18 protein-coding genes are annotated in these 22,773 nt (G+C 67.3%); 11 read left to right on the top strand and 7 right to left on the bottom strand.

Going from position 1 to position 22,773, the window contains the following annotated elements; genetic code table 11:
- The first annotated feature begins 57 nt into the window (after window positions 1-57).
- Together N5D91_RS07460 and N5D91_RS07455 are read left to right on the top strand one after the other, a co-directional pair.
- Window positions 58-3,603 carry an ATP-binding protein gene (locus tag N5D91_RS07460; protein WP_180855000.1) on the top strand — a complete coding sequence of 1,182 codons (3,546 nt, stop codon included), beginning with the start codon at window positions 58-60 and terminating at the stop codon, window positions 3,601-3,603.
- Between the two features lie 95 nt (window positions 3,604-3,698).
- The gene (locus tag N5D91_RS07455) at window positions 3,699-7,226 is read left to right on the top strand and encodes a hybrid sensor histidine kinase/response regulator (RefSeq protein ID WP_180854999.1); all 3,528 of its coding nucleotides are present in this window, start codon (window positions 3,699-3,701) and stop codon (window positions 7,224-7,226) included.
- A gap of 606 nt (window positions 7,227-7,832) precedes the next feature.
- Here N5D91_RS07455 and mdtD read toward each other — a convergent pair.
- The 5 genes from mdtD to N5D91_RS07430 form a co-directional block, all read right to left on the bottom strand.
- Complete coding sequence (mdtD, locus tag N5D91_RS07450; RefSeq protein ID WP_010482759.1) at window positions 7,833-9,242, bottom strand: multidrug transporter subunit MdtD; 1,410 nt, start codon at window positions 9,240-9,242, stop codon at window positions 7,833-7,835.
- 92 nt (window positions 9,243-9,334) lie between these two features.
- Window positions 9,335-10,417 carry a uroporphyrinogen decarboxylase gene (gene hemE / locus N5D91_RS07445; protein ID WP_180854998.1) on the bottom strand — a complete coding sequence of 361 codons (1,083 nt, stop codon included), beginning with the start codon at window positions 10,415-10,417 and terminating at the stop codon, window positions 9,335-9,337.
- Between the two features lie 25 nt (window positions 10,418-10,442).
- Window positions 10,443-10,682 (bottom strand): WGR domain-containing protein, encoded by a 240-nt coding sequence (locus N5D91_RS07440; RefSeq protein ID WP_032127800.1) that lies wholly within the window; start codon window positions 10,680-10,682, stop codon window positions 10,443-10,445.
- Between the two features lie 164 nt (window positions 10,683-10,846).
- Entirely contained in the window at window positions 10,847-11,959 is a 1,113-nt protein-coding gene (aroB, locus tag N5D91_RS07435; RefSeq protein ID WP_180847990.1) for a 3-dehydroquinate synthase, read from the bottom strand.
- Window positions 11,956-12,498, bottom strand: a complete 543-nt coding sequence (locus N5D91_RS07430; RefSeq protein ID WP_110713190.1) for a shikimate kinase — start codon at window positions 12,496-12,498, stop codon at window positions 11,956-11,958. The genes aroB and N5D91_RS07430 overlap by 4 nt, the downstream gene beginning before the upstream one ends.
- Window positions 12,499-12,596: 98 nt before the next feature.
- Between N5D91_RS07430 and N5D91_RS07425 the strand changes: the two genes are divergently transcribed.
- Entirely contained in the window at window positions 12,597-12,800 is a 204-nt protein-coding gene (locus tag N5D91_RS07425; RefSeq protein WP_005410663.1) for a dodecin family protein, read from the top strand.
- A gap of 6 nt (window positions 12,801-12,806) precedes the next feature.
- Here N5D91_RS07425 and N5D91_RS07420 read toward each other — a convergent pair whose 3' ends face one another.
- Window positions 12,807-13,634: a kinase gene (locus tag N5D91_RS07420; RefSeq protein ID WP_180855566.1), complete on the bottom strand. Its 828-nt coding sequence runs from the start codon at window positions 13,632-13,634 to the stop codon at window positions 12,807-12,809.
- A gap of 40 nt (window positions 13,635-13,674) precedes the next feature.
- Here N5D91_RS07420 and pdxH point away from each other — a divergent pair, with 40 nt between their 5' ends.
- From pdxH to N5D91_RS07405, 3 genes are all read left to right on the top strand, one after another.
- Window positions 13,675-14,274, top strand: a complete 600-nt coding sequence (pdxH, locus tag N5D91_RS07415) for a pyridoxamine 5'-phosphate oxidase (RefSeq protein WP_110713187.1) — start codon at window positions 13,675-13,677, stop codon at window positions 14,272-14,274.
- Window positions 14,271-14,738, top strand: a complete 468-nt coding sequence (gene aacA / locus N5D91_RS07410) for an aminoglycoside 6'-N-acetyltransferase (protein ID WP_110713186.1) — start codon at window positions 14,271-14,273, stop codon at window positions 14,736-14,738. Before pdxH ends, aacA begins: the two co-directional genes overlap by 4 nt.
- 192 nt (window positions 14,739-14,930) lie before the next feature.
- Window positions 14,931-15,392: a DoxX family protein gene (locus tag N5D91_RS07405; RefSeq protein WP_110713184.1), complete on the top strand. Its 462-nt coding sequence runs from the start codon at window positions 14,931-14,933 to the stop codon at window positions 15,390-15,392.
- Window positions 15,393-15,528: 136 nt separating this feature from the next.
- Here N5D91_RS07405 and prpR read toward each other — a convergent pair whose 3' ends face one another.
- Window positions 15,529-17,112 carry a propionate catabolism operon regulatory protein PrpR gene (gene prpR / locus N5D91_RS07400; protein ID WP_180855565.1) on the bottom strand — a complete coding sequence of 528 codons (1,584 nt, stop codon included), beginning with the start codon at window positions 17,110-17,112 and terminating at the stop codon, window positions 15,529-15,531.
- A 154-nt stretch (window positions 17,113-17,266) separates the two neighbouring features.
- On the opposite strand from prpR, the gene prpB reads away from it, so the two are divergent.
- The 5 genes from prpB (at window position 17,267) to N5D91_RS07375 (ending at window position 22,772) form a co-directional block, all read left to right on the top strand.
- On the top strand, window positions 17,267-18,160 hold the full coding sequence (gene prpB, locus N5D91_RS07395; protein ID WP_010482769.1) for a methylisocitrate lyase: 894 nt from the start codon (window positions 17,267-17,269) through the stop codon (window positions 18,158-18,160).
- A gap of 36 nt (window positions 18,161-18,196) precedes the next feature.
- Window positions 18,197-19,354 carry a 2-methylcitrate synthase gene (gene prpC / locus N5D91_RS07390; RefSeq protein ID WP_014038133.1) on the top strand — a complete coding sequence of 386 codons (1,158 nt, stop codon included), beginning with the start codon at window positions 18,197-18,199 and terminating at the stop codon, window positions 19,352-19,354.
- A 97-nt stretch (window positions 19,355-19,451) separates the two neighbouring features.
- Window positions 19,452-22,070, top strand: a complete 2,619-nt coding sequence (acnD, locus tag N5D91_RS07385) for a Fe/S-dependent 2-methylisocitrate dehydratase AcnD (protein WP_180855564.1) — start codon at window positions 19,452-19,454, stop codon at window positions 22,068-22,070.
- Window positions 22,071-22,170: 100 nt separating this feature from the next.
- Window positions 22,171-22,413, top strand: a complete 243-nt coding sequence (locus N5D91_RS07380; protein ID WP_110713180.1) for a type II toxin-antitoxin system ParD family antitoxin — start codon at window positions 22,171-22,173, stop codon at window positions 22,411-22,413.
- On the top strand, window positions 22,410-22,772 hold the full coding sequence (locus N5D91_RS07375) for a type II toxin-antitoxin system RelE/ParE family toxin (protein ID WP_164161713.1): 363 nt from the start codon (window positions 22,410-22,412) through the stop codon (window positions 22,770-22,772). The genes N5D91_RS07380 and N5D91_RS07375 overlap by 4 nt, the downstream gene beginning before the upstream one ends.
- The last annotated feature ends 1 nt before the right edge of the window (window position 22,773 follow it).

Genomic DNA, 22,773 nt, shown 5'->3' with positions numbered 1-22,773 from the left:
TGTTGCAGCCATGAACCCGGCCCTGTGTGACAATCGGGCCAGGACAGGGGGTTCAGGATGACGAGTGGCTGGCGCCGGTGGTGCCGAGGCATCGTGGGCATGGGGCTGTTGCTGATGGCGTTGAGCTCGGCAGCTGCGGCCCCGGACATGGCAGAAACACCGCGCCTGCGCCGTTTCGGTGCAGCCGAAGGCATGCCCTCGCGCATGGTGCTGGCGTTGGCCGAGGACCGCCAGGGGCACATCTGGGCGGCCACCGACGGTGGCCTGGTGCGCTATGACGGCGATACCCTGCGGGTCTGGGAACATGATCCGGAACAGCCGGGCTCGCTGCCCGGCAATGAGATCGAGACCCTGCTGGTCGATCCGCTGGACCGCGTCTGGGTGGGTATCAATGGCAAGGGTGTGGCACGCCTGGATGCGGACCGCGAGCGATTCAGGACCTTCGATGCCGTCAATGGTCCGTGCCTGGGCCAGTTCTGGACGCTGGCCTACGCCGAGGATGCGCTTTGGATCGGCACCAGCAGCCAGGGTGTCTGCCGGTTCGGGGAGGATGGCAGCCTGCGCTTCTTCAAGCACGACCCCGCGCGCCTGAACGGCCTGCCCAGCAACACCATCTACAGCAGCCTGGTTGATGCGCAGGGGCGCCTGTGGATCGGCACCGAGCGTGGGGTGGCACGCTGGAACGGCCGCGGATTCGAATCTGTGGCACCACGCGAGCTGGGCGTGTTGAGCGTGCTGCGGATGAGTCGCGATCCGGATGGCTCGATCTGGATCGGCAGCCAGAACGACGGTCTGTACCGCATCGATGCGCAGGACCGGGTCAGCCGCCCGCGCTGGATCGACAGTGCCCGCCTGCGTTCGGCACTGGTGCTGGCCGATCGCCAGGGGGGCTACTGGGCGGGTACATCAGACGGTCTGCTGCGTGGCGATGCCAGCGCACTGCGGCGGCTCGAGGGCGACCGCGGCAGCGGCTTCCTCACGGCGCAGAGTGGCGTGCTTGATCTGCTGCAGGACCATGAGGGCGGATTGTGGGTGGCGCTGCTGACCCAGGGCCTGGCCTACCTGCCGCCGGATTGGCGCCGCTTTTCGATCTGGAACCAGCTCGATGGCAAGCCACTGGACAGCCAGTACCTGTTGAGCGCTGCCAGTGACGGCCAGAATTATTACGTGGGATCGGCGCACGGCGTGTACCAGCTGGATACGCGCGGCACGCTGCGCCTGCTGGCCAGCGATCGTGAGATCGGCAGCGGTGCGGTGTGGTCGGTGCTGCCGCGCCCGGATGGGCGCCTGTGGCTGGGGCGTGCTGGTCGCATCACTGTGTATGACCCGACGACACGCGCACTGCAGGATTGGCACATCGATGGTGGCGCCGACCTGCGCCAGCGCATCGATCTGATGCGCCAGGCGCCTGATGGCACGGTCTGGCTTTCAGTCATGAACCTGGGTCTGCAGCAGCGTAGTGCCGACGGCCGCGTGCTGCGCAGCTATCCGCTGGACGATTTCCGCAAGGCGGCCGATTCACCGATCGAGCAGATCCGTTTCGACGCCCAGGGCAAGGTCTGGGTGATGGGCGACATGGGCATCTGGCGCGAGCATGCCGGGCGCTTCGAGGCGGTGCCGGGTGTCTCGCGTGGTTTGATCTACGATCTGGTGTGGGTTGATCCGCAACAACTGTGGCTGGCCCGCCAAGGGGCGCTCGAGCGCTACCAGTGGGATGGCATGAGCCTGCGCCTGATCCAGCGCATCGATGGAAGTGCCGGCGTACCACCGGTCAGCATGGGGGGCCTGGCATTGGCCGACAACGGACGCCTGTGGGCGACCACGCCGCGTGGTCTGCTGCGTTGGGACCCCAAGGCACGGCGCCTGCAGCAGTTCAACGAACGCGATGGCCTGTCCGACGCCGAATTCACCAGCCGACCGCCAGCGGTGAATGCCGATGGCCGCGTGCTGGCAGTCGCCCAGACCGGCCTGGTCGCCTTCGATGTGAATGCCGCTGACGTCGTGCTGCCGGAATCGTCGCTGGTGATTGCCGACGTGCGCGTGCGCCGCGACGATGCGCGTGGCTGGCAGCCACTGCCGAACGCTGGCACATTGCTGCTGGGGCCGGATGATCGCGATCTGCAGATCGACGCTCGACTGCTGTCATATGCCAATCCCCAGGGCAACCGCTACCGCTTCCAGGTACGCGGTTACGACCAGAACTGGGTGGAGCAGGGCGGCAACGGCCAGCGTACGCTTTCGCGTTTGCCTACCGGAAGCTATGTCATCGAAGTGCAGGCAGCCACTGCCAGTGGTGCATGGACACCCTCACAGAAGCTGCAGGTGAAGGTGCTGCCGCCCTGGTGGCGCAGCGGCATGGCGATCTTCGGCTACATCCTGATCGGCTCGCTGCTGCTGCTCACCCTGGTGTGGTCGATCCGGGTGCGCCTGCGTCGCCGCCAGCAATGGCAGTTGACCGTGCACAAGCAGGAACTGGCCGAACAGGCCTCGCAGGCCAAAAGCCGGTTCCTGGCCACGCTGGGCCATGAGGTGCGCACGCCGATGACCGGGGTGCTGGGCATGAGCGAGCTGCTGCTGGCCACGCCGCTGGACCCGGTGCAACGCAGCTATGCCGGTTCGATCCAGCAGGCTGGAAGCCATCTGCTGCGGCTGGTGAATGATGCGCTGGACCTCGCGCGCATCGAAGCCGGTCGACTGGAGCTGGATCTGCGTCCGTTCGACCTGGCCGGCCTGCTCGACCAGGTACAGACGCTGATGCAGCCGATGGCGAAACAGCGCAAGCTGGATTTCCAGCGTGGCGACGATCCGCCAGGCCCGATCAGTGTCAGCGGCGACGAGATGCGCGTGCGGCAGATCCTGCTCAACCTGCTGGGCAATGCGATCAAGTTTACCGAGCGTGGCCATGTCGGCCTGGCGGTGCGCCTGGAGGAGAACGGCGGTGGCCTTTGCTTCGAGGTGCATGACAGTGGCCCGGGCATCAATGCCGAGCAGCAGGACCGCCTGTTCCACCGCTTCGAACAGGCCGATGGCCCACGCACAGCATCGCGCTACGGCGGCAGCGGGCTGGGCCTGGCGATCTGCCAGGAGCTGGCCGTGGCGATGGGCGGGCGCATCGAAGTGGACAGCCAACCGGGCAAGGGCGCGCGCTTCCGGGTACGGTTGCCGCTGCCCTGGACCCGGCAGGCGGCCGTCGCAGTGGGCGATGCTCCGGCGCAGCCGGTATTGCCGCCGTTGCGCATCCTGCTGGTCGAAGACGATGCCACCGTGGCCGAGGTCATCGCAGGCCTGTTGCGCCGCCGTGGCCATGACGTGGTGCACGTTCTGCATGGTCTGGGCGCGCTGTCGGAGATCGCCACCGACGGCTTTGATGTCGGCCTGCTCGACCTCGACCTGCCGGCGCTGGACGGAACCGCCATCGCCCGCCAGCTGCGTGCCCTGGGGTATGAGCTGCCGTTGGTGGCGGTGACCGCGCGCTCCGATGCCTATGCCGAATCGCAGGTGCTGGCTGCCGGTTTCGATGGCTTCCTGCGCAAACCGGTCACCGGCGACATGCTGGTGGCGGCGATCGCCCAGGCCCGTGCAAAACGACAGACCGCAACGTGAAAGCGTCGGCGCCGGGCGTGAACGGCGCGACTTTCGGTTTACCATGCCGACGCCCGCAGCGCGGGAATCATCAGGGCAGCATGAGGAGGCAATCGGTGGCGTATCTGCGGGCGGCGATGCTGCTGCTGGTCCTCCTGTGCTGCCTGTCACCCGCTGCAGCGCAGCCGGTGCCGCCAAGCCCGCGCCAGGTGACGGTGTTCGACGGCCTGCCGTCCAATACCGTCAATCGCATGGCCGAAGATCGCTACGGCTACCTGTGGATCGCCACCAACGATGGCCTGGCCCGCTACGACGGGCGCAACTACCGGATCTGGCGCTCGGAAGACGGGTTGCGCGACAACCGCATCTGGACGGTGCTGGTCGATGCGCGCAACCAGCTCTGGATCGGTACCGAGAATGCCGGTCTGGTGCGGATGTCGGCCGATCGCCGCCAACTGCATTTCTACGACCGCAGCAGCCAGCCGTTGATGGGCACCAACACGGTCTGGAGCCTGGCGACTACGCCCGACGGTTCGATCTGGTTCGGAACCCACGAGGGTGGGTTGTACCGACTGGACAACCAGGATCGGTTGCAGCGCTTCCTGCCGGAAGCCAACAATCCGCGCAGTCTGCCTGCGGCATCGGTTCCGTATCTGGCTACCCTGGCCGACGGCAGCCTGTGGATCGGCACCAAGCACGGCGTTGCGCGCTGGACCGGCACCGATTTCGAACGCATTGGCACCGACGTCATTCCCAGTCTCCTGATCAATGGCCTGACCACCGAGCCCGACGGCAGCCTGTGGATCAGTACGATGGCCGGCGCCATCGTGCGCCGCCCCGATGGTCGCTTCGAGGCGCCGCCGTGGAAGCTGCCCGAAGGCGAGCAGGTGCTGGGCATGATGCTGCGCGATGAACAGGGCGGGTACTGGCTGGACACCCGCACAGGCCTCGGCCGCGCGGTCGACGGCCAGTACCGGACCGTACCGCTGTACAGCGCGGTGGCACGTGGACCGGTACGGCCGAACTGGACCGGTGCCTACGAGGACCGTGAAGGCGGCATCTGGCTGGCCAGCACCAACGCCGGGCTGTGGCATCTGCTGCCCCGCTGGTGGCAGTTCTCGGTGCTGTCGCGGCTGGAGGACGATGCCCGCTCGCTGCGCAACGCCTACGTGCTGGGCACCAGCCCATCCCGGAATGGCGGCATCTGGACGGTGGGTAGCCATGGTGCGCTGGATCGCTTCGACCCGAAGACCGGCAAGATCGAACAGCACCGCACCTGGGTCAACGGCATGCACTGGCTGAGCTCGGTGCGCGAGGACCGCCGTGGACAGGTCTGGATCGGTTCGAACGATGCCCTGCTGCGCTATGACCCGGAGCAGCGCGATCTACGTCGCTGGGGCCGCGACGCCGGCGCCGACGCAACCATGGAAGGCATCATCGAGTCGATGACGACCTGTGATGGCGACAGCCTCTGGCTGATGCTGTCGTCCGGCCTGCAGCAGCGCGACCTCGACGGGCGCCTGCGCCGTCAGCTGGACAACGGCCAGCGCGGCCTGCAGCAGGGGCAGCTCAACCTCGACGTGGAATGCGGGCCGCAGGACCACATCTGGCTGGCCAGCAGCCGCGGCCTGCTGCAGTGGTTGCCGGAAAGCGAACGATTCCAGCCGGTGCCGGGTGCGCCGGCGACGGGGATCCACGCACTGCACGTGGGTGCCGATGGCCAGGTATGGCTGTCCGAGGATGGTCGCCTGTCGCGCTACCGCTGGAGCCAGGGCCGGCTGGAACGGCAGGCCGTGGTCGGCGCCGAGCAGGGCTATCCGGCGATCTCCGCGTCCGGGCTGGTGGTTGACGCGCAAGGGGTGGTCTGGGCCACCAGCGCGCGCGGCCTGGTACGGATCGGCGCCGATGGCCAGAGCGTGCGCCTGTACGGTGTGCACGATGGCCTGCCCAGCCAGGAGTTCCACGAGCACACGCTGGTGATGTCGGAGGACGGCCACCTGGTGGCCGGTACACCGGCCGGTGTGGTGGTGTTCGACCCCGAGCAGGTACGGCCGTCGGTGCGGCGTGCACCGCTGGTGATCGAACGGGTCGAGGTGCGTCGCAATGACCAGGTGCTCGACCTGACCCACGACACGCCGTTGCAGATTGCCGATGGTGATCGTGACCTGCGCATCGTCGCGCGCCTGCTGTCGTTCGCTGATTCGGCGTCCAACAGCTACCGCTACCGGCTGGCCGGCTACGACCCCGATTGGGTGGAAGTGGGACCGGCCGGTGAGCGTCTTTTCTCGCGCCTGCCACCGGGCAGTTACCGCCTGGAAGTGCAGGCGCGTTCGGCCGATCACGTCTGGTCGCGGGTGCAGAGTCTGGAGTTCCGCGTACAGCCGCCGTGGTGGCGTAGTCTGTCCGGGTTGCTGGTGCTGGCCTCGATCGCGCTGCTGCTGACCAGCTGGTTCGCCTGGCTGTATCGCCGCCGCCTGCAGCGCCGCCACGCCTATCAGCTGGCGCTGCACAAGCAGGAACTGGCTGAGCAGGCCTCGGCGGCGAAGACCCGTTTCCTGGCCAACCTCGGCCACGAAATCCGTACCCCGATGACCGGCGTGCTCGGCATGAGCGAGCTGCTGCTGGCTTCGCACCTGGATCCGCAGCAGCGCGGCTACACGCAGTCGATCCGCCACGCTGGCGAACATCTGCTGCACCTGGTCAACGATGCGCTGGACCTGGCACGCATCGAGTCCGGCCGCCTGGAGCTGCAGTCCAAGCCGTTCGCGCTGAGCTGCCTGCTGCAGGATCTGACGGCGTTGATGGGCCCGTTGGCCGCACAGAAGGGCCTGCGCTTCACCCTCGACAACCAGTTGCCCCCAGGCCTGCAGGCCACCGGCGACTCGATGCGGGTACGCCAGATCCTGCTCAATCTGCTCTCGAATGCGGTCAAGTTCACCAGCCGTGGCACCATTACCCTGCATGCACGCAGTGATGGCGAGCTGCGCGCGTTGCATTTCGAGGTACGCGACACAGGTCCGGGCATCAGCCAGGAACAGCAGCAGCGGTTGTTCCGCCGCTTCGAGCAGGCCGATGGTGCCCGCACTGCCGCGCAGTACGGTGGCAGTGGTCTGGGCCTGGCGATCTGCCGCGAACTGGCGCAGGCGATGCAGGGACGAATCCAGGTGGAGAGCCAGCTGGGCCGCGGCACCTGCTTCGGCGTGAGCCTGCCGTTGCCGTTGGTGGTCGATGCCAGTGCCGAGGCCGAGGGCGAAGCGCATCGCGAGGACGTAGCCAACATGCCGCCGTTGCGGGTGCTGCTGGTCGAGGACGATGCCACCGTGGCCGACGTGGTGCGAGGCCTGTTGAGTGCGCGCGGGCATGAGGTGGTGCATGCAGGCCATGCGCTGGCGGCGCTGCGCGAGATCAGCGCGGGTGATTTCGATGTCGGCCTGCTGGATCTGGACCTGCCGGGCCTGAGTGGTTTCGAACTGGCGCAGCACCTGCGCAACCAGGGCTACATGCTGCCGCTGCTGGCGGTGACCGCGCGCACTGATCCGGACCTTCAGCAGCAGGTGGAAGCGGCCGGCATCGGCGGCTTCCTGCGCAAGCCGGTGACCGGCGAACTGCTGGTCGAAGCAATTGCCAGGGTGATGGGAGGGTAGGGTTTATTGCGGGGCTTGCAGCCCTGCACCTGCAGAATCAACGTCAACGTCAAAAGCGTGCAATCCGCGGGATGGCGGGGTGGGTCCGGTGGCGGGAGACGCCGTAAACCCGTCCCTGGGGGCTTGGCCGCGGCTTGCTCGTGTGCGCTGTCCTGCGCACACGGCAAGACCGGGGCTGGGCATCCTGCCCAACCCGCCCGAGGCATGCCTCGGACCCATGCCGCGGACACTCCCGCCACCGGACCCACCCCGCCTTCGACAGTTTTCCGCGATCTGTCGGAGCACGGGGTCGGATCCCGTTGCTGCGCAACGGGCTCTGACCCCAATCTGGAATTCGATATCTGACAGATGTGTCGACCAAGGTCGACACCTACCAACAACCGCGCGTTCCAGCAGTCGCCGTTACCCACAGCCGCGTGAACCTGTCAGAGGTGGGGCGGTGTGGGCTTGCAGGACCGTTGGCGCCATGGATGGCGCCATCGAGCCCCCATGGACGGGTTTACGGCGTGTCCTGCAAGCCCACACCGCCGCGCCATCCCACGGAATGCTCGCTGTCGCTTCGGCTTCGGCCTCTGCGGGTGCAGGGTGCAACCCTGCCGAACCGCCTCACTCCGCGACGTGCTCGACCTGCCGTGGTTCGGGCTTGGTGTCCGGCAGCTGCCAGAAGATCATCGTCGAGGTCAGGGTGATCGCGCCCACGCACAGGAAGGTGGCGTGCAGCGCGGCGGTCGCGCTGTTGCTGTCCAGGTGATTGCCGAATGCGGCCAGCAGGCTGCCGGCGGCCGCGGCGCCGAAACCGGCGGCCAGCATCATCACCATCGACAGCAGGCTGTTGCCGGAACTGGCGAACTCGCGGTCCAGATCCCGCAGCGTCACGGTGTTCATCACGGTGAACTGCAGTGAATTGACCGCGCCGAAGAACGCCAGCTGCAGCAGGCGCCAGGCCAGATGCTGGCCGGGTGTCATCAGGATGAAGCTGGCCATCGCCAGGCCCACCAGCACGGTGTTGACCATCAGCACGCGGCGGTAGCCGTAGCGCTCGACCAGCTTCACCGCCAGCTTCTTCGACACCATGCCGGCCGCCGCCACCGGCACCATCATCAGGCCGGCATTCATCGGGCCCAGGCCGAGGCCGACCTGCAGCAGCAGCGGGATCAGCATCGGCATGGCGCTGCTGCCGATGCGCGAGAACAGGTTGCCGAGGATGCCGATGCGGTAGCTGGGCACGCGGAACAGGGCCAGCGAGAACAAGGGTGCGGTGGAGTTGGCGGCATGCAGCCAGTAACCGACCAGCGCGGCCAGGCCAGCCACGGTCATCAGCATCACCAGCGCATGTGGCGTTCCGAGCCCGGAGATGCCGTCCAGTGCCAACGACAGCACCACCATCGCGAAGGCCAGCATGATGTAGCCGCGCAGGTCGAAACGGGTGCGATGGCTGGCGTAGTGGTCGGGCATGATCTTCATCGCAGCGATGAAACCGATCACGCCGATTGGCAGGTTGATCAGGAACACCCAGTGCCACGACGCGATCTCGACCAGCCAGCCGCCCAGTGTCGGGCCGATCAACGGGCCGACCAGGGCCGGGATGGCGATGAAGCTCATCGCGCGCAGGAAATCCTCACGCGGCACCGAACGCATCACCGCCAGGCGACCGACCGGCAGCAGCATCGCACCGCCGATGCCCTGCAGCACGCGCGCACCGACCAGCTGGTGCAGGTGCTGGGCCAGCGCGCAGGCCAGCGAGCCGAGGGTGAACAGGATGATCGCCACCAGGAAGGTACGGCGGGTGCCGTAGCGGTCGGCGATCCAGCCGGAGGCGGGAATGAAGGTGGCCACTGCCAGCGCGTAGCTGAACACCACCGACTGCATCTGCAGCGGGCTCTCGCCCAGGCTGGCCGCCATCGCCGGCAAGGCCGTGTTGACGATGGTCGAGTCCAGCATCTGCATGAAGATCGCCAACGAAACCAGCCACAGCAGGGGGCGCTGGCGGTTGTAGGTCGATGGCGATGTAGACATGGGGTGCGGCCGGTGCAGCGTGGGGGCCGACATGATCGCGCACTGCGGGTCACGGCGCGATCAACATCGCGCCGTGACCGCATGGGCATTGTTCAGCGCTGGCTGTGCGCGTGCACCGCGTCGACCAGCACCTGCACGTGCGCCGGGTCCATGTCCGGCGACATGCCGTGGCCGAGGTTGAACACATGGCCCTCGCGCGAACCACCGTTGCCGGCGGCATAGGTGTCGAGCACGCGTGCTGCAGCGGCGGCGATCGCATCCGGCGAGGCGTACAACGTGGTCGGGTCGAGGTTGCCCTGCAGGGCGACGCGGCCACCGGTGCGGCGCATCGCTTCGTCCAGGTCCAGCGTCCAGTCCAGGCCCAGCGCATCGGCGCCGGTCTGCGACAGTGCTTCCAGGTGCAGGCCGGTGCCCTTGCCGAACAGGATCAGCGGCGTGCGCTCGTTGCCTTCGCCGCGCTTCAGGCCCTGTGCAATCCGCTGCAGGTAGCGCAGCGAGAACTCGCGGTACATCGACGGCGACAGCACGCCGCCCCAGGTATCGAACACCTGCAGGGCCTGTGCGCCGGCCGCGCGCTGCGCGCCGAGATAGGCGATCACCGCCTCGGTGGTGACCTCCAGCAGGCGGTGCAGGGCCTGCGGATGGTTCAGTGCCATCGCCTTGATCCGCGCGAAGTCCTTGCTGCCGCCGCCTTCCACCATGTAGCAGGCCAGCGTCCACGGGCTGCCGGAGAAACCGATCAGCGGCACCTGGCCGTCCAGCTCACGGCGGATCAGGCGCACCGCGTCCATCACGTAGCCCAGGTCCTGTTCCATGTCCGGCACCGCCAGCTTGGCGATGGCCGCTTCATCACGCACTGGGTGGCGGAACTTCGGGCCTTCGCCTTCGACGAAGTACAGCTCCAGCCCCATCGCATCGGGAATGGTGAGGATGTCCGAGAACAGGATGGCCGCATCCAGCGGGAAGCGGCGCAGCGGCTGCAGGGTGACCTCGCAGGCAATCTCCGGATTCTTGGCCATGGCCAGGAAGCTGCCGGCCTTGGCCCGGGTCGCGCGGTACTCCGGCAGGTAGCGTCCGGCCTGGCGCATCAGCCAGACGGGGGTGCAGTCCACCGGTTCGCGGCGCAGGGCGCGCAGCAGGCGATCGTTGCGGAGAGGGCTGGTCACGATGGGCATTCCTTGGGCGAATGAGGCAGCGGCGTCAGTCGCCGTGCGAAAGGATCTGGAAGCCGCGATGCAGTTCGGCATCGCGGGCCTTCTCGAAGGCGTGGCGGGCTTCGTCGGCCTGCAGGAACAGCTCGCGCCGCAGCTGCGAGCGGCTGCCGACGCGACCGCTCTCGCGCAGCAGTTCCCAGCCGCCGAACAGATCCGGCTGCAGGCTCAGGCGCAGGAAGCGCGGTGCCTGCGCACCGGCGTCGGGATGTTGCAGGTAGACGTGCATGGCGCCGATTGTAGCGGGGCCAGGGTGACCCCGGCCGCAACGCGGTCGTACCGGCCGTTGGCCGGCAATCCTGCCGCGCAGCCCGGTAGTGCCGGCCGCTGGCCGGCTTCCCCGTTTGCTGAAGTTGCCGGCCAGCGGCCGGCACTACCGGACCCCGGATACGGTCAGCCCGCGCCCAGCACCTTCAGCACCGCCGCCTCATCCACGTCCGGCACCACTTCGGCGCGGCCCATGCCGCGCCACAGCACCAGGCGCAGGCGGCCGGCCACGTTCTTCTTGTCCAGCCGCATGCGGCCGAGCAAGGCCTGCGGGTCCAGTCCTGCGGGGATCGTCACCGGCAGGCCCAGACGCTCCAGCAGTGCCTGCAGGCGCACGCGGTCGGCATCGTCGGCCAGGCCGAGGTCGGTGGACAGCTTTGCCGCCAGGACCATGCCCACCGCCACCGCCTCGCCATGGTTCAGCGCATCACGGCCCGGGGCGGAATAGCCCTGTTCGGTCTCGATGGCGTGGCCGAAGGTGTGTCCCAGGTTGAGCAGGGCACGCTCCCCCTTCTCGAACGGATCGCGTTCGACGATGGCGGCTTTGTGCCGGCAGCTGCGTGCAATTGCCTCGGCCAGCACCGCATCCTCGCCGGCCAGCAGCGCCCCGGCGTGTTGCTGCAGCCATTCGAAGAACACCGCATCGCCCAGCGCGCCGTACTTCACCACTTCGGCCAGGCCGGCGCGCAGCTCGCGCGGCGGCAGGGTGGCCAGCACGCGGGTATCGGCGATCACCGCGCGCGGCGGATGGAACGCGCCGACCAGGTTCTTGCCGGCCGGAATGTCGACCGCGGTCTTGCCGCCCACCGATGAATCAACCATCGCCAACAGGGTGGTCGGCAGCTGCACGCAGTCCACGCCGCGCATCCAGCAGGCGGCGGCGAAACCGGCGAGGTCACCGACCACGCCGCCGCCGAGGGCGAACACGCAGGCGTCGCGGGTGGCGCCGAGCGCGGCCAGCGCTTCGATCGCGCGGCCGAATTCGGCCAGGGTCTTGGAGGCTTCGCCGGCGGCCAGGACGTGCTCGCCGACGATCAGGTCGGGGCGTGCGGCCAACAGTGTCTGCTTCACGGCGGCCAGGTAGCGCGGAGCCACTTCGCTGTCGCTGAGCAGCAGCACGTGGCGGCCGCGAACGTGCGAGGCCAGCGCAGCGCTGTCGGCCTGGGCACCGGCGCCGATGGTGATGGAGTAAGGGCGGTCGCCGCCAACGGCGACCTGCAGCAGGGCGGGGGGAGTCATGCGGTCAGGTCCTGGCGCTGCCATTGCGTGGCCAGCTTGACCACCAGGTGGGCGGTCGCGTCGGCAGCGGTATACGGGTCGGTATCGAGGGTGAGGTCGGCCAGTTCGCGGTACAGCGGGTCGCGGTGAGCAGCCAGATCGTGCAGCACCTGCTCGCGGTCCGGGCGTTGCAGCAGCGGCCGGCCCTTGTCGCGGGCCAGGCGTTCCAGCTGCGCGGCCACGCTGACCCGCAGGTAGACCACGAAGCCACGCCGGGCGATCAGTGCACGGTTGCCGGGATCCAGCACCGCGCCGCCACCGGTGGAGACCAGCTGGTTACGGCCTTCCAGCACGCGCGCAAGCGCCTCGCGTTCATGGCTGCGGAAGCCGGCTTCGCCGGAGTGCTCGAAGAGGGTCGGAATGCTGGCGCCGGCGGCATCGACGATGGCCTGGTCGACATCGACGAAGTCCAGCGTGAAGCGCTCGGCCAGGCGGCGGCCGATGCAGGTTTTGCCGGCGCCCATCGGGCCGATCAGGATCAGGTTCGGAGCAGGATTCATGCCCTCTGATGCTAACACCTCCGTGCCCCGGCCTTTACGTTCTTCACGTCAGGGTAGGCGTTCCTGCGGGGTCTCCCGCGCCAGCCGGAGTACAGGCCATGACGGTCGCCAAGGTCATCGAAATCACCGCCTCCTCGCCGAAGAGCGTGGAAGACGCCGTGCGCAGCGGGCTGAAGAAGGTCTCCGAGACGGTCAAGGGCATCCAGGGCGCCTGGGTGAACGAGACCAAGGTGGTCACCAATGGCAGCGGCGAGATCACCGAATGGCGGGTCAACCTGCGGGTGACGTTCCTGGTGGAATAGGCGCGCTCAGCGCACGTCCTGTACCTGGCGCTGGCCGTCCAGCACCACCACGTGGTCGGCCAAGGCGGGCAGGGCGTGCAGTGCCTGCCGGCTGACCCGCTCGTAGTACTGCACGAAGCGCTCCAGCTGTGGCCGGCTCATGCCGTGCCGGCCCGGCTGCGCGGCCTGCAGGTTCTGTTCCTGCTGCCAGCGCCAGCGCGGTACCACCGAAAAATCCGGTGGCTGCAGGAACCACAGGCGGTCGCAGCGCTGCCACAGCGCCGGGTAGTCTCGGGCCAGCGCCTGGTTGCACCAGCGACGCCATCGGCCATCGGCGTCGGCCTCGCGTTCCAGCGCGTTCAGCGGGCTGTCCAGCGCGTCGTCGTCCTGCGCGGGCGCGCCCAGGAACCAGCCTTCGAATACCAGCAGGTCCAGCGTTTGTTGCAGCTGCGGCCATTGCGCTTCGGGCAGGCGTTCGTCGGCCAGCTTGTCGAAGCGCGGCATGGCGAAGGGCTGGCGTGCGGCCACCGCGTCCAGCACGGCATGGGCCAACGGCAGGTCGTGGGTGCCGGGCGGGCCGCGGGTGATCAGCAGCGGATGCACCTGGCGGGCCAGTCGCTGGCGCTGTGCACGGGTGAGGTAGACGTCATCGATCGACAGCGTGGCCGCGTTCAGGCCGCGTGCCTGGGCGCGCGCCACCACCTGCGCGGCCAGCGTCGATTTGCCGCTCCCCTGCAGGCCGCTGATCGCCAATACTGGAACCGCTGCACCGCTGCCCAGCGCATCATCCAGCGCCTGTTCGGCCAATGTTTCGGGGAATCCTTTCACCTGGGGCATATACGCAGCAGCGGCCATGCGGCCACAATAGCCCAATCCGTGTGAGAAGAACGCAATCATGAGCGACCTGTACGCCGAAGCCCTGTCCACGTTTGCCGGCCTGTTCGAGGAGGCCAAACAGAGCCGCGAGGTCGAGCCGAACGCGATGACCGTGGCTACCGCCGATACGCAGGGCCGTCCCTCGGCGCGCACCGTGCTGCTGAAGGCCTTCGACGAGCGTGGCTTCGTCTTCTACACCCACCTGGACAGCCACAAGGGCCAGGAGCTGCAGGCCAATCCGCAGGCCGCGCTGCTGTTCCTGTGGCGCAGCCTGCGCGAGGCCGGCATCCAGGTGCGCATCGAAGGCCGTGTCGAGCAGGTTGCCGACGCCGAGGCCGATGCCTATTTCGCCAGCCGCCCGCGCATGAGCCAGATCGGCGCCTGGGCCTCGCAGCAGTCGAAGACGTTGGCGACGCGCGAGGAATTCGACGCGCGCGTGGCCGAGATCGAAACCCGCTTCGAGGGCAAGGACGTGCCGCGCCCGGACGGCTGGAGCGGCCTGCGCGTGGTGCCTGACCGCATCGAGTTCTGGTACGGCGCGCAGTTCCGCCTGCACGAACGCTGGTGCTATGAAGCCGGTGCCGAAGGGCGCTGGAGCAAGCGCCTGCTGTACCCGTGATCGACAGCGCGCCCACGATCCGCCAGGCCACGCCGGCCGATGCGGCCGCGTGGGCGCAGTTGCGGCTGGGCCTGTGGCCCGATGCCGATGATCCGCTGGAGGAACTGGCGGAGTCGCTGGCCGATGCCGAAGGCGCGGTATTCCTCGCTTGTCTGGCCGGTGGCGAAGCGGTGGGCTTTGCCGAAGTACGCCTGCGTCATGACTACGTGAATGGCACCGAGTCTTCGCCAGTCGGCTTCCTGGAAGGCTGGTACGTGCAGCCGCCGTGGCAGGGCCACGCCGTGGGCCGCGCTCTGCTGGCGGCAGTGCAGGCGTGGACGCGCGCAGCCGGCTGCAGCGAGCTGGCCTCTGACAGTCGCATGGAAGACGTACAGGCGCACGCCGCGCATCGCGCGTGTGGCTTCGAGGAAACCGAGCGCGTCGTGTATTTCCGCATGGCGTTGGATGCCGAGCTGCCCCGGTAGCCGCCAACCTTGGTTGGCGATGCTCCCGTAGTGTCGAGCCATGCTCGACTGCTGTTGCTCCGGTACGAAAAGCAGTCGAGCATGGATCGACGCTACAGGAGCAGATTGTCGCGAACCGACGGGTTCGCTTCATCTGCGAGCAGGCCAGTGACCTGCACACTCGGCTGGATGCCCTCGACTTCCGGAATTGCCATGCCCTCCTGGCGTTGCCTGTTTGCCGTGCCTCCACCGCGCCGCGGCGTGGAAGCCTTCCTGCTACTGCTTGCCCGCATCGTCGCCGGGGTGATGTTCTGCGTGTCCGGCTGGAACAAGGTGTTCACCGACGCGGGGCGCGAGCGCATGGTGCATACGCTGGTTGATGCGGGCATTCCGTTCCCGGTGTTCAGTGCGCCGGTACTCGGCGCGATTGAATGGATCGCCGGCGGCCTGCTGGTGCTGGGTCTGTTGAGTCGCCCCTCGGCCCTGCTGCTGGCGGGCATCTGTGCGGTGGCCGCAATGACCGATGGCATCGCGCGCATTCCTGCGGGATTGAGCCTGCCCGATTGGCTGAGCTGGTTCTTCTACCTGAGCGAAGTGCCGCTGGGGGTGTTGCTGCTTTGGATTGCGGCGGTGGGGAGTGGACGGTTCGCCATCGAGGCGCGCTGGGTACGGTGAGTGCTCATCGTCCGCGCGCAGCCGGAGTGCGCCTGTAGCATTTGGTGTGTTCCGGTAGATCCACGCCATGCGTGGATGAGATGCTTGACGGAAGAGCGGTGCGAACCAAGGTTCGCACCCACCAGGCAACGAGTGGTTACAATCCCTCCGCGCGCAGCCAGCGCCATAGCGTGGTGCGTGACACGCCCAGCGACTGCGCCATGCCCTCGCGATCATTGCGATGTTCCTGCAACAGCGTTTCCAACTGCGCACGCGGCGGGCGCTTGCCGTTGCTTTCCAGTGGTAGCGCAGCGGCGCCCTCATTCACCAGTTCGGGTGCCAGCTGCAGCAGTCGCGCAGCATCAATCAGCCCTTCACCGGGCTGCCAGTGGATGCGCAGCCGATCCACCAGATTACGCAGCTCACGCACGTTGCCTGGCCAACTGGCGGCGGTCAGCACCGCCAGCGCATCCTCATCCAGTGGCGCATCGATGCCACGCAGCAGGCGGAAGAAGTGCTGCGCCAACAGTGGGATGTCACTGCGTCGCGCACGCAGCGAGGGCAGGGCGATGCGCAGCGCGGCCAGACGGTAATACAGGTCGCGGCGGAAGCTGCCGGCCGCCGCGCGCTGCTCCAGCGACTGCAGGGTGGCGGCGACCACGCGCAGGTCCACCGGTGTCGGTTCGGTGGCGCCCACGCGCAGTACTTCACGTTCTTCCAGCACGCGCAGCAGGCGGGTCTGCAGCGGCAGCGGCAGTTCGCCGATTTCGTCCAGGAACAGGGTGCCGCCATCTGCCGCCTCGACCAGGCCGACACGGCCGCCACGGCGTGCGCCGGTGAAGGCGCCATCGCTGTAGCCGAACAGCTCCGCCTCCAGCAGCGATTCGCTGATCGCGCCGCAGTTCAACGCGACGAAGCGGCCTCGACGGCCGCTGGCCGCGTGCAGCTGGCGCGCAACCAGTTCCTTGCCGGTGCCGGTTTCGCCGTTGACCAGTACGGTGCTGTCATGTGGGGCGTAGAGCGCGATCTGCGCGCGCACCTGCGCCATCGCCTCGCTGTCGCCGAGCAGTTCATGCGCGTCGGCGCGCGCTGCCGGGCGTCGGCGTGGGGTAGGCCGATTGCCGCTGGAGCGGGCCAGGGTCTGGGTCAGTTCCAGCGCATGCTCGAAGGCCTGCCGCACCGAGTCGGCCGAATACAGCAGCACCCCGGGCAGGCCGGCCTGTTCGGCGTGGTCGATGGCCATGCCGGTGCCGACGATCACTTCGATGCCGTTGGCGCGCAGGTCGGCGATGCAGTCGCGCGCGTCCTCGCGGGTGACGAAGCGCCGATGCTCGATATCCAGGCCGAAACTCTGCTGGAAGTTGCTGAACACCGGCACGTCGCTGGCGTGGGTGACCAGGCCGATGCGGCCGGCGATGCGTCGCGCTCGCGCCAGCGCCTCCATCAGGTCGAAGCCGTTGGCCTGGATCGGCACCAGCGGCAGATCCAGCCGGCCGCGCAGCCAGGCGGCGTTGGAGCCGCCGGCAATCACCACATCGCAGTGCTCGCGGCGCAGGCGCTGGCCGATCAGCTCCACCGCTTCCTCGAAGCCGAGGTTGATCTGCTCGATGCGCGCGCGGCGGTCGAACTCGGGAATGACGTCGCCGAGCAGGCCGGTCAGCCGCGAGACGCTGACCGTCCAGATCACCGGTCGGCCGGGGTCAGCATCGGCATGGCGCAGGGGCGAGCGGGGCAGATACATGACGGTGAGGGGCGATCAGGGTGTTTCATGATACATCTGTTTCAGTGTTTCATATGTTTCACTGTTGCATGCCGGTCATCCCCGTGAAATCAACGGCTTGCAGCTTGGCATGGTGCTTGCGCTCTCTTTCCCGTTCTTCAACCTGGATTGCCGCATGACTGCTTCCACCCCTTTCTCCGCCGGTGCCCGTTTCCGTGAGGCGCTGGCTGCCGAGTCGCCGCTGCAGGTGATCGGCGCGATCAACGCCAACCACGCCCTGCTGGCCAAGCGCGCCGGCTTCCGCGCCATCTACCTGTCGGGCGGCGGCGTTGCCGCGGGCTCGCTGGGCCTGCCGGACCTGGGCATCAATACCCTGGAAGACGTGCTGGTGGACGTGCGCCGCATCACCGATGTCTGCGACCTGCCGCTGATGGTCGACATCGATACCGGTTTCGGCCCGAGCGCGTTCAACATCGCGCGCACCGTGAAGTCGCTGATCAAGGCCGGCGCCGCGGCCTGCCATATCGAGGACCAGGTCGGCGCCAAGCGCTGCGGCCACCGTCCGGGCAAGGAGATCGTCTCGCAGGGTGAAATGGTCGACCGGGTGAAGGCGGCCGCCGATGCCAAGACCGATCCGGACTTCTTCCTGATCGCGCGCACCGACGCCATCCAGGTGGACGGCGTGGACAAGGCCATCGAGCGCGCCATTGCCTGTGTCGAGGCCGGTGCCGATGGCATCTTCGCCGAGGCCGCCTACGATCTGGACACCTACCGCCGCTTCGTCGACGCGGTGAAGGTGCCGGTGCTGGCCAACATCACCGAATTCGGTGCCACCCCGCTGTTCAGCCGTGATGAACTGGCCTCGGCCGGCGTCGCCATCCAGCTGTTCCCGCTGTCGGCGTTCCGTGCCGCCAACAAGGCCGCCGAGAACGTCTACCAGGCGGTCCGCCGCGATGGCCACCAGCGCAACGTGGTGGAGACCATGCAGACCCGCGAAGAACTCTACGACCGCATCGGCTACCACGCGTTCGAGCAGCAGCTCGATGCACTGTTCGCCGCCAAGAAATAAGCAGTACCCTGCACCATCAAGTTTTCGGAGGGAAACATGAACGATACGACCGCAACCCCGACCTTCAAGCCGAAGAAGTCCGTCGCCCTGTCCGGCACCGCCGCCGGCAACACCGCGCTGTGCAGCGTGGGCCGCAGTGGCAACGATCTGCACTACCGTGGCTATGACATCCTGGACCTGGCCAACACCAGCGAGTTCGAGGAAATCGCCTACCTGCTGGTGCACGGCAAGCTGCCGACCCGCGCCGAGCTGGTTTCGTACAAGGCCAAGCTGAAGTCGCTGCGTGGCATCCCGGCCGCGGTGAAGGCGGCGCTGGAAGAACTGCCGCCGTCGGCGCACCCGATGGACGTGATGCGCACCGGCGTGTCCGTGCTCGGCTGCGTGGCGCCGGAGAAGGACGACCACAACCATCCGGGCGCGCGCGACATCGCCGACAAGCTGATGGCCTGCCTTGGTTCGATGCTGCTGTACTGGTACCACTGGAGCCACAACGGCCGCGCCATCGACGTGGAAACCGACGACGACTCGATCGGTGGCCACTTCCTGCACCTGCTGCACGGCGAGAAGCCGCAGGAATCGTGGGTGAAGGCGATGCACACCTCGCTGATCCTGTACGCGGAACACGAGTTCAACGCCTCGACCTTCACCTGCCGCGTCATCGCCGGTACCGGCAGCGACATGTACAGCGCGATCTGCGGTGGCATCGGCGCGCTGCGCGGCCCGAAGCACGGCGGCGCCAACGAAGTGGCGTTCGAAGTGCAGAAGCGCTACGACAACCCGGATGAGGCCGAGGAAGACATCAAGGCCCGCGTCGAGCGCAAGGAAGTGGTGATCGGTTTCGGCCACCCGGTCTACACCGTCTCCGATCCGCGCAACAAGGTGATCAAGGACGTGGCCCGCGAGCTGTCCGAAGAACAGTCCAGCATGAAGATGTACGACATCGCCGAGCGCCTGGAATCGGTGATGTGGGACATCAAGAAGATGTTCCCGAACCTGGACTGGTTCAGTGCCGTCAGCTACCACATGATGGGCGTGCCGACCGCGATGTTCACCCCGCTGTTCGTGATCGCCCGCACCGCCGGCTGGAGCGCGCACATCGTCGAGCAGCGCATCGACGGCAAGATCATCCGCCCGAGCGCCAACTACATCGGTCCGGAAGACCGCGACTTCGTCGCCATCGACAAGCGCGTCTGATCCCCCTGCTGTACCCATCCGGCCGGCCCCGTGCCGGCCGGATGCTTTCGCCGCCGCACCGCCGGCACCCGGCCCGCCTCAAGCACTCCGCCAGCCCATGAATACCGATTACCGCAAGAACCTCCCCGGCAGCACGCTGGATTATTTCGACGCGCGCGCCGCTGTCGATGCAATCCAGCCCGGCGCCTATGCCACCCTGCCATACACCTCGCGCGTGCTGGCCGAGAACCTGGTGCGCCGCTGCGATCCGGCTACGCTTGGCGATTCGCTGAAGCAGCTGATCGAGCGCCGCCGCGACCTCGACTTCCCGTGGTTCCCGGCACGCGTGGTCTGCCACGACATCCTCGGCCAGACCGCACTGGTCGACCTGGCCGGCCTGCGTGATGCGATCGCCGACAAGGGCGGTGACCCGGCCAAGGTCAATCCGGTGGTGCCGGTGCAGCTGATCGTCGATCACTCGCTGGCGGTGGAGTGCGGTGGTTTCGATCCGCAGGCGTTCGAGAAGAACCGCGCCATCGAAGATCGCCGCAACGAAGACCGTTTCCACTTCATCGACTGGACCAAGCTGGCGTTCGAGAACGTGGACGTGATTCCGCCGGGCAACGGCATCATGCACCAGATCAACCTGGAGAAGATGTCGCCGGTGGTCTACGTGCAGGACGGCGTGGCCTTCCCGGATACCTGCGTGGGCACCGACAGCCATACCCCGCACGTGGACGCGCTGGGCGTGATCGCGATTGGTGTTGGCGGCCTGGAAGCCGAGAACGTGATGCTGGGCCGCGCCTCTTGGATGCGCCTGCCGGACATCATCGGTGTCGAGCTGACCGGCAGGCCGCAGCCGGACATCACCGCCACCGACGTAGTGCTGGCCCTGACCGAGTTCCTGCGCAAGGAACGCGTGGTGGGTGCGTATCTTGAATTCTTCGGCGAGGGTGCCGCGGCACTGACCATCGGTGACCGCGCCACCATTTCCAACATGTGCCCGGAGTACGGCGCGACTGCCGCGATGTTCTACATCGACGGGCAGACCATCGATTACCTGCGCCTGACCGGCCGCGAGGAATCGCAGGTGGCGTTGGTCGAAAACTACGCACGCACCACCGGCCTGTGGGCCGATGACCTGGCCACCGCGCAGTACGAGCGTGTGCTGCGCTTCGACCTGTCCAGCGTGGTGCGCAACATGGCCGGTCCGTCGAACCCGCACAAGCGCGTGGCCACCGCCGAACTGGCCGAGCGCGGCATTGCCGACGCAGCCAAGCTGGAAGCGGGCAAGGCCGAACAGTCGCAGGGGCTGATGCCCGATGGCGCGGTGATCATCGCCGCCATCACCAGCTGCACCAACACCTCCAATCCGCGCAACGTGATCGCCGCCGCGCTGCTGGCGCGCAAGGCCAACGAACGTGGCCTGCTGCGCAAGCCGTGGGTGAAGTCCTCGCTGGCGCCGGGCTCCAAGGCGGTGCAGCTGTACCTGGAAGAATCCGGCCTGCTGCCGGACCTGGAGAAGCTGGGCTTCGGCATCGTCGCCTTCGCCTGCACCACCTGCAACGGCATGAGCGGTGCGCTGGACCCGAAGATCCAGCAGGAAATCATCGACCGCGACCTGTATTCCACCGCCGTGCTGTCGGGCAACCGCAACTTCGACGGCCGCATCCACCCGTACGCGAAGCAGGCCTTCCTGGCCTCGCCGCCGCTGGTGATCGCCTATGCCATCGCTGGCACCGTGCGCTTCGATATCGAGAAGGACGTGCTGGGCGTGGACACCGACGGCAACGAGGTGCGCCTGAAGGACATCTGGCCGAGCGACGCCGAGATCGACGCGGTGGTGAAGGCCGCGGTGAAGCCGGAGCAGTTCCGCCGTGTCTACAACCCGATGTTCAACGTGCGCGTGGAGCACGGTGCGGCGGTCAGCCCGCTGTACGACTGGCGCCCGCAGAGCACCTACATCCGCCGGCCGCCATACTGGGAGGGTGCACTGGCGGGTGAGCGCACGCTGTCTGGCATGCGCGCGCTGGCGGTGCTGCCGGACAACATCACCACCGACCATCTGTCGCCGTCCAACGCGATCCTGGCGTCCAGTGCCGCCGGTGAATACCTGGCGAAGATGGGCCTGCCGGAAGAGGACTTCAATTCGTACGCCACCCACCGCGGCGACCACCTGACCGCGCAGCGCGCCACGTTCGCCAATCCGAAGCTGTTCAACGAGATGGTGCGCAACGACGACGGCAGCGTGAAGCAGGGTTCGCTGGCGCGCGTGGAGCCGGAAGGCAAGGTCATGCGCATGTGGGAAGCGATCGAAACCTACATGGACCGCAAACAGCCGCTGATCATCATCGCCGGTGCCGACTACGGCCAGGGCAGCTCGCGTGACTGGGCCGCCAAGGGCGTGCGCCTGGCTGGCGTGGAGGCGATCGTGGCCGAAGGCTTCGAGCGCATCCACCGCACCAACCTGATCGGCATGGGCGTGCTGCCGCTGGAGTTCAAGCCGGGCACCACCCGCCTGACCCTGGGCATCGACGGCACCGAGACCTTCGACGTGGTCGGCGAGCGCACCCCGCGCGCCGACCTGACCCTGGTCATCCACCGCCGCGACGGCCAGGACGTGATCGTGCCGGTCACCTGCCGCCTGGACAGCGACGAGGAAGTGGCGATCTACGAAGCCGGTGGCGTGCTGCAGCGCTTCGCCCAGGACTTCCTGGAAGGCGCCAAGGTGGCGTGATGCCGGGCTGAATGCCTGCCCCCGGAGGCCGGGGGCGGGCTTGTCCGACACCAGGGCAGGGCGCACACTGACTTGGCAAAAACTGCCAAAGGAGAGTTTCATGGCCACCATGAACATTTCGCTGACCGATCCGCTCAAGCAGTTCGTGGACGAAGAAGTGCGCGAAGGCGGCTACTCCAGTACGTCGGACTACGTGCGTGACCTGATCCGCCAGCGTCAGCGCAGCAAGGCTGAAGCGCTGCTCAAGCAGTTGATTGCCGAGGGGCTGGCGTCGGGACCTTCGGCGCCTCTGCCGCCGGATCACTTCGACAAGCTGCGTGAGCGTGCACGGAACCGCAAGTGAAGCCCTCGCACTGGTCCCCCGCAGCGGTTCGAGATCTTGACCAGGCAGCAGGCTGGTATGCAGATCAAGGCGGAGAAGTGCTGGAAATCGGCTTCATCGATGCGGTGGAATCCGTTGTAAAGCTGATCGAGGCGCACCCGGGTGCTGGTTCCGCACTGCATGCGGATTTGTTGCCCTGCCTCGCCGCCCCGTTGCGCTTTCATCCGGTTCGTCGCTTCAACGGCTACCTGGTCTACTACGTGGAGCTACCTGGGCACGTTTCCATCGTGCGCATCTGGAATGCTTCGCGGGGCATGGAAGCACTGTTCGAAGACGAGGAGCTCAACCCCGATATTGGTTCGTCGCATCCAGGATACTGAT

Origin of the sequence: Stenotrophomonas sp. GD03794 (assembly GCF_029842145.1) — a bacterium.
GTDB lineage: Bacteria > Pseudomonadota > Gammaproteobacteria > Xanthomonadales > Xanthomonadaceae > Stenotrophomonas > Stenotrophomonas riyadhensis.
The sequence above is the reverse complement of the archived record's forward strand: the minus strand, read 5'-3'. Positions and strand labels throughout refer to the sequence as shown.

Bases quoted from the DNA above. Each gene is read 5' to 3' on its own strand.
- N5D91_RS07460 (WP_180855000.1), top strand. From the start codon at position 58: ATGACGAGTGGCTGGCGCCGGTGGTGCCGAGGCATCGTGGGCATGGGG.
- mdtD (WP_010482759.1), bottom strand. From the start codon at position 9,242: ATGTCTACATCGCCATCGACCTACAACCGCCAGCGCCCCCTGCTGTGG.
- hemE (WP_180854998.1), bottom strand. From the start codon at position 10,417: ATGCCCATCGTGACCAGCCCTCTCCGCAACGATCGCCTGCTGCGCGCC.
- N5D91_RS07440 (WP_032127800.1), bottom strand. From the start codon at position 10,682: ATGCACGTCTACCTGCAACATCCCGACGCCGGTGCGCAGGCACCGCGC.
- aroB (WP_180847990.1), bottom strand. From the start codon at position 11,959: ATGACTCCCCCCGCCCTGCTGCAGGTCGCCGTTGGCGGCGACCGCCCT.
- N5D91_RS07430 (WP_110713190.1), bottom strand. From the start codon at position 12,498: ATGAATCCTGCTCCGAACCTGATCCTGATCGGCCCGATGGGCGCCGGC.
- N5D91_RS07425 (WP_005410663.1), top strand. From the start codon at position 12,597: ATGACGGTCGCCAAGGTCATCGAAATCACCGCCTCCTCGCCGAAGAGC.
- N5D91_RS07420 (WP_180855566.1), bottom strand. From the start codon at position 13,634: ATGGCCGCTGCTGCGTATATGCCCCAGGTGAAAGGATTCCCCGAAACA.
- pdxH (WP_110713187.1), top strand. From the start codon at position 13,675: ATGAGCGACCTGTACGCCGAAGCCCTGTCCACGTTTGCCGGCCTGTTC.
- N5D91_RS07405 (WP_110713184.1), top strand. From the start codon at position 14,931: ATGCCCTCCTGGCGTTGCCTGTTTGCCGTGCCTCCACCGCGCCGCGGC.
- prpR (WP_180855565.1), bottom strand. From the start codon at position 17,112: ATGTATCTGCCCCGCTCGCCCCTGCGCCATGCCGATGCTGACCCCGGC.
- prpB (WP_010482769.1), top strand. From the start codon at position 17,267: ATGACTGCTTCCACCCCTTTCTCCGCCGGTGCCCGTTTCCGTGAGGCG.
- prpC (WP_014038133.1), top strand. From the start codon at position 18,197: ATGAACGATACGACCGCAACCCCGACCTTCAAGCCGAAGAAGTCCGTC.
- acnD (WP_180855564.1), top strand. From the start codon at position 19,452: ATGAATACCGATTACCGCAAGAACCTCCCCGGCAGCACGCTGGATTAT.
- N5D91_RS07380 (WP_110713180.1), top strand. From the start codon at position 22,171: ATGGCCACCATGAACATTTCGCTGACCGATCCGCTCAAGCAGTTCGTG.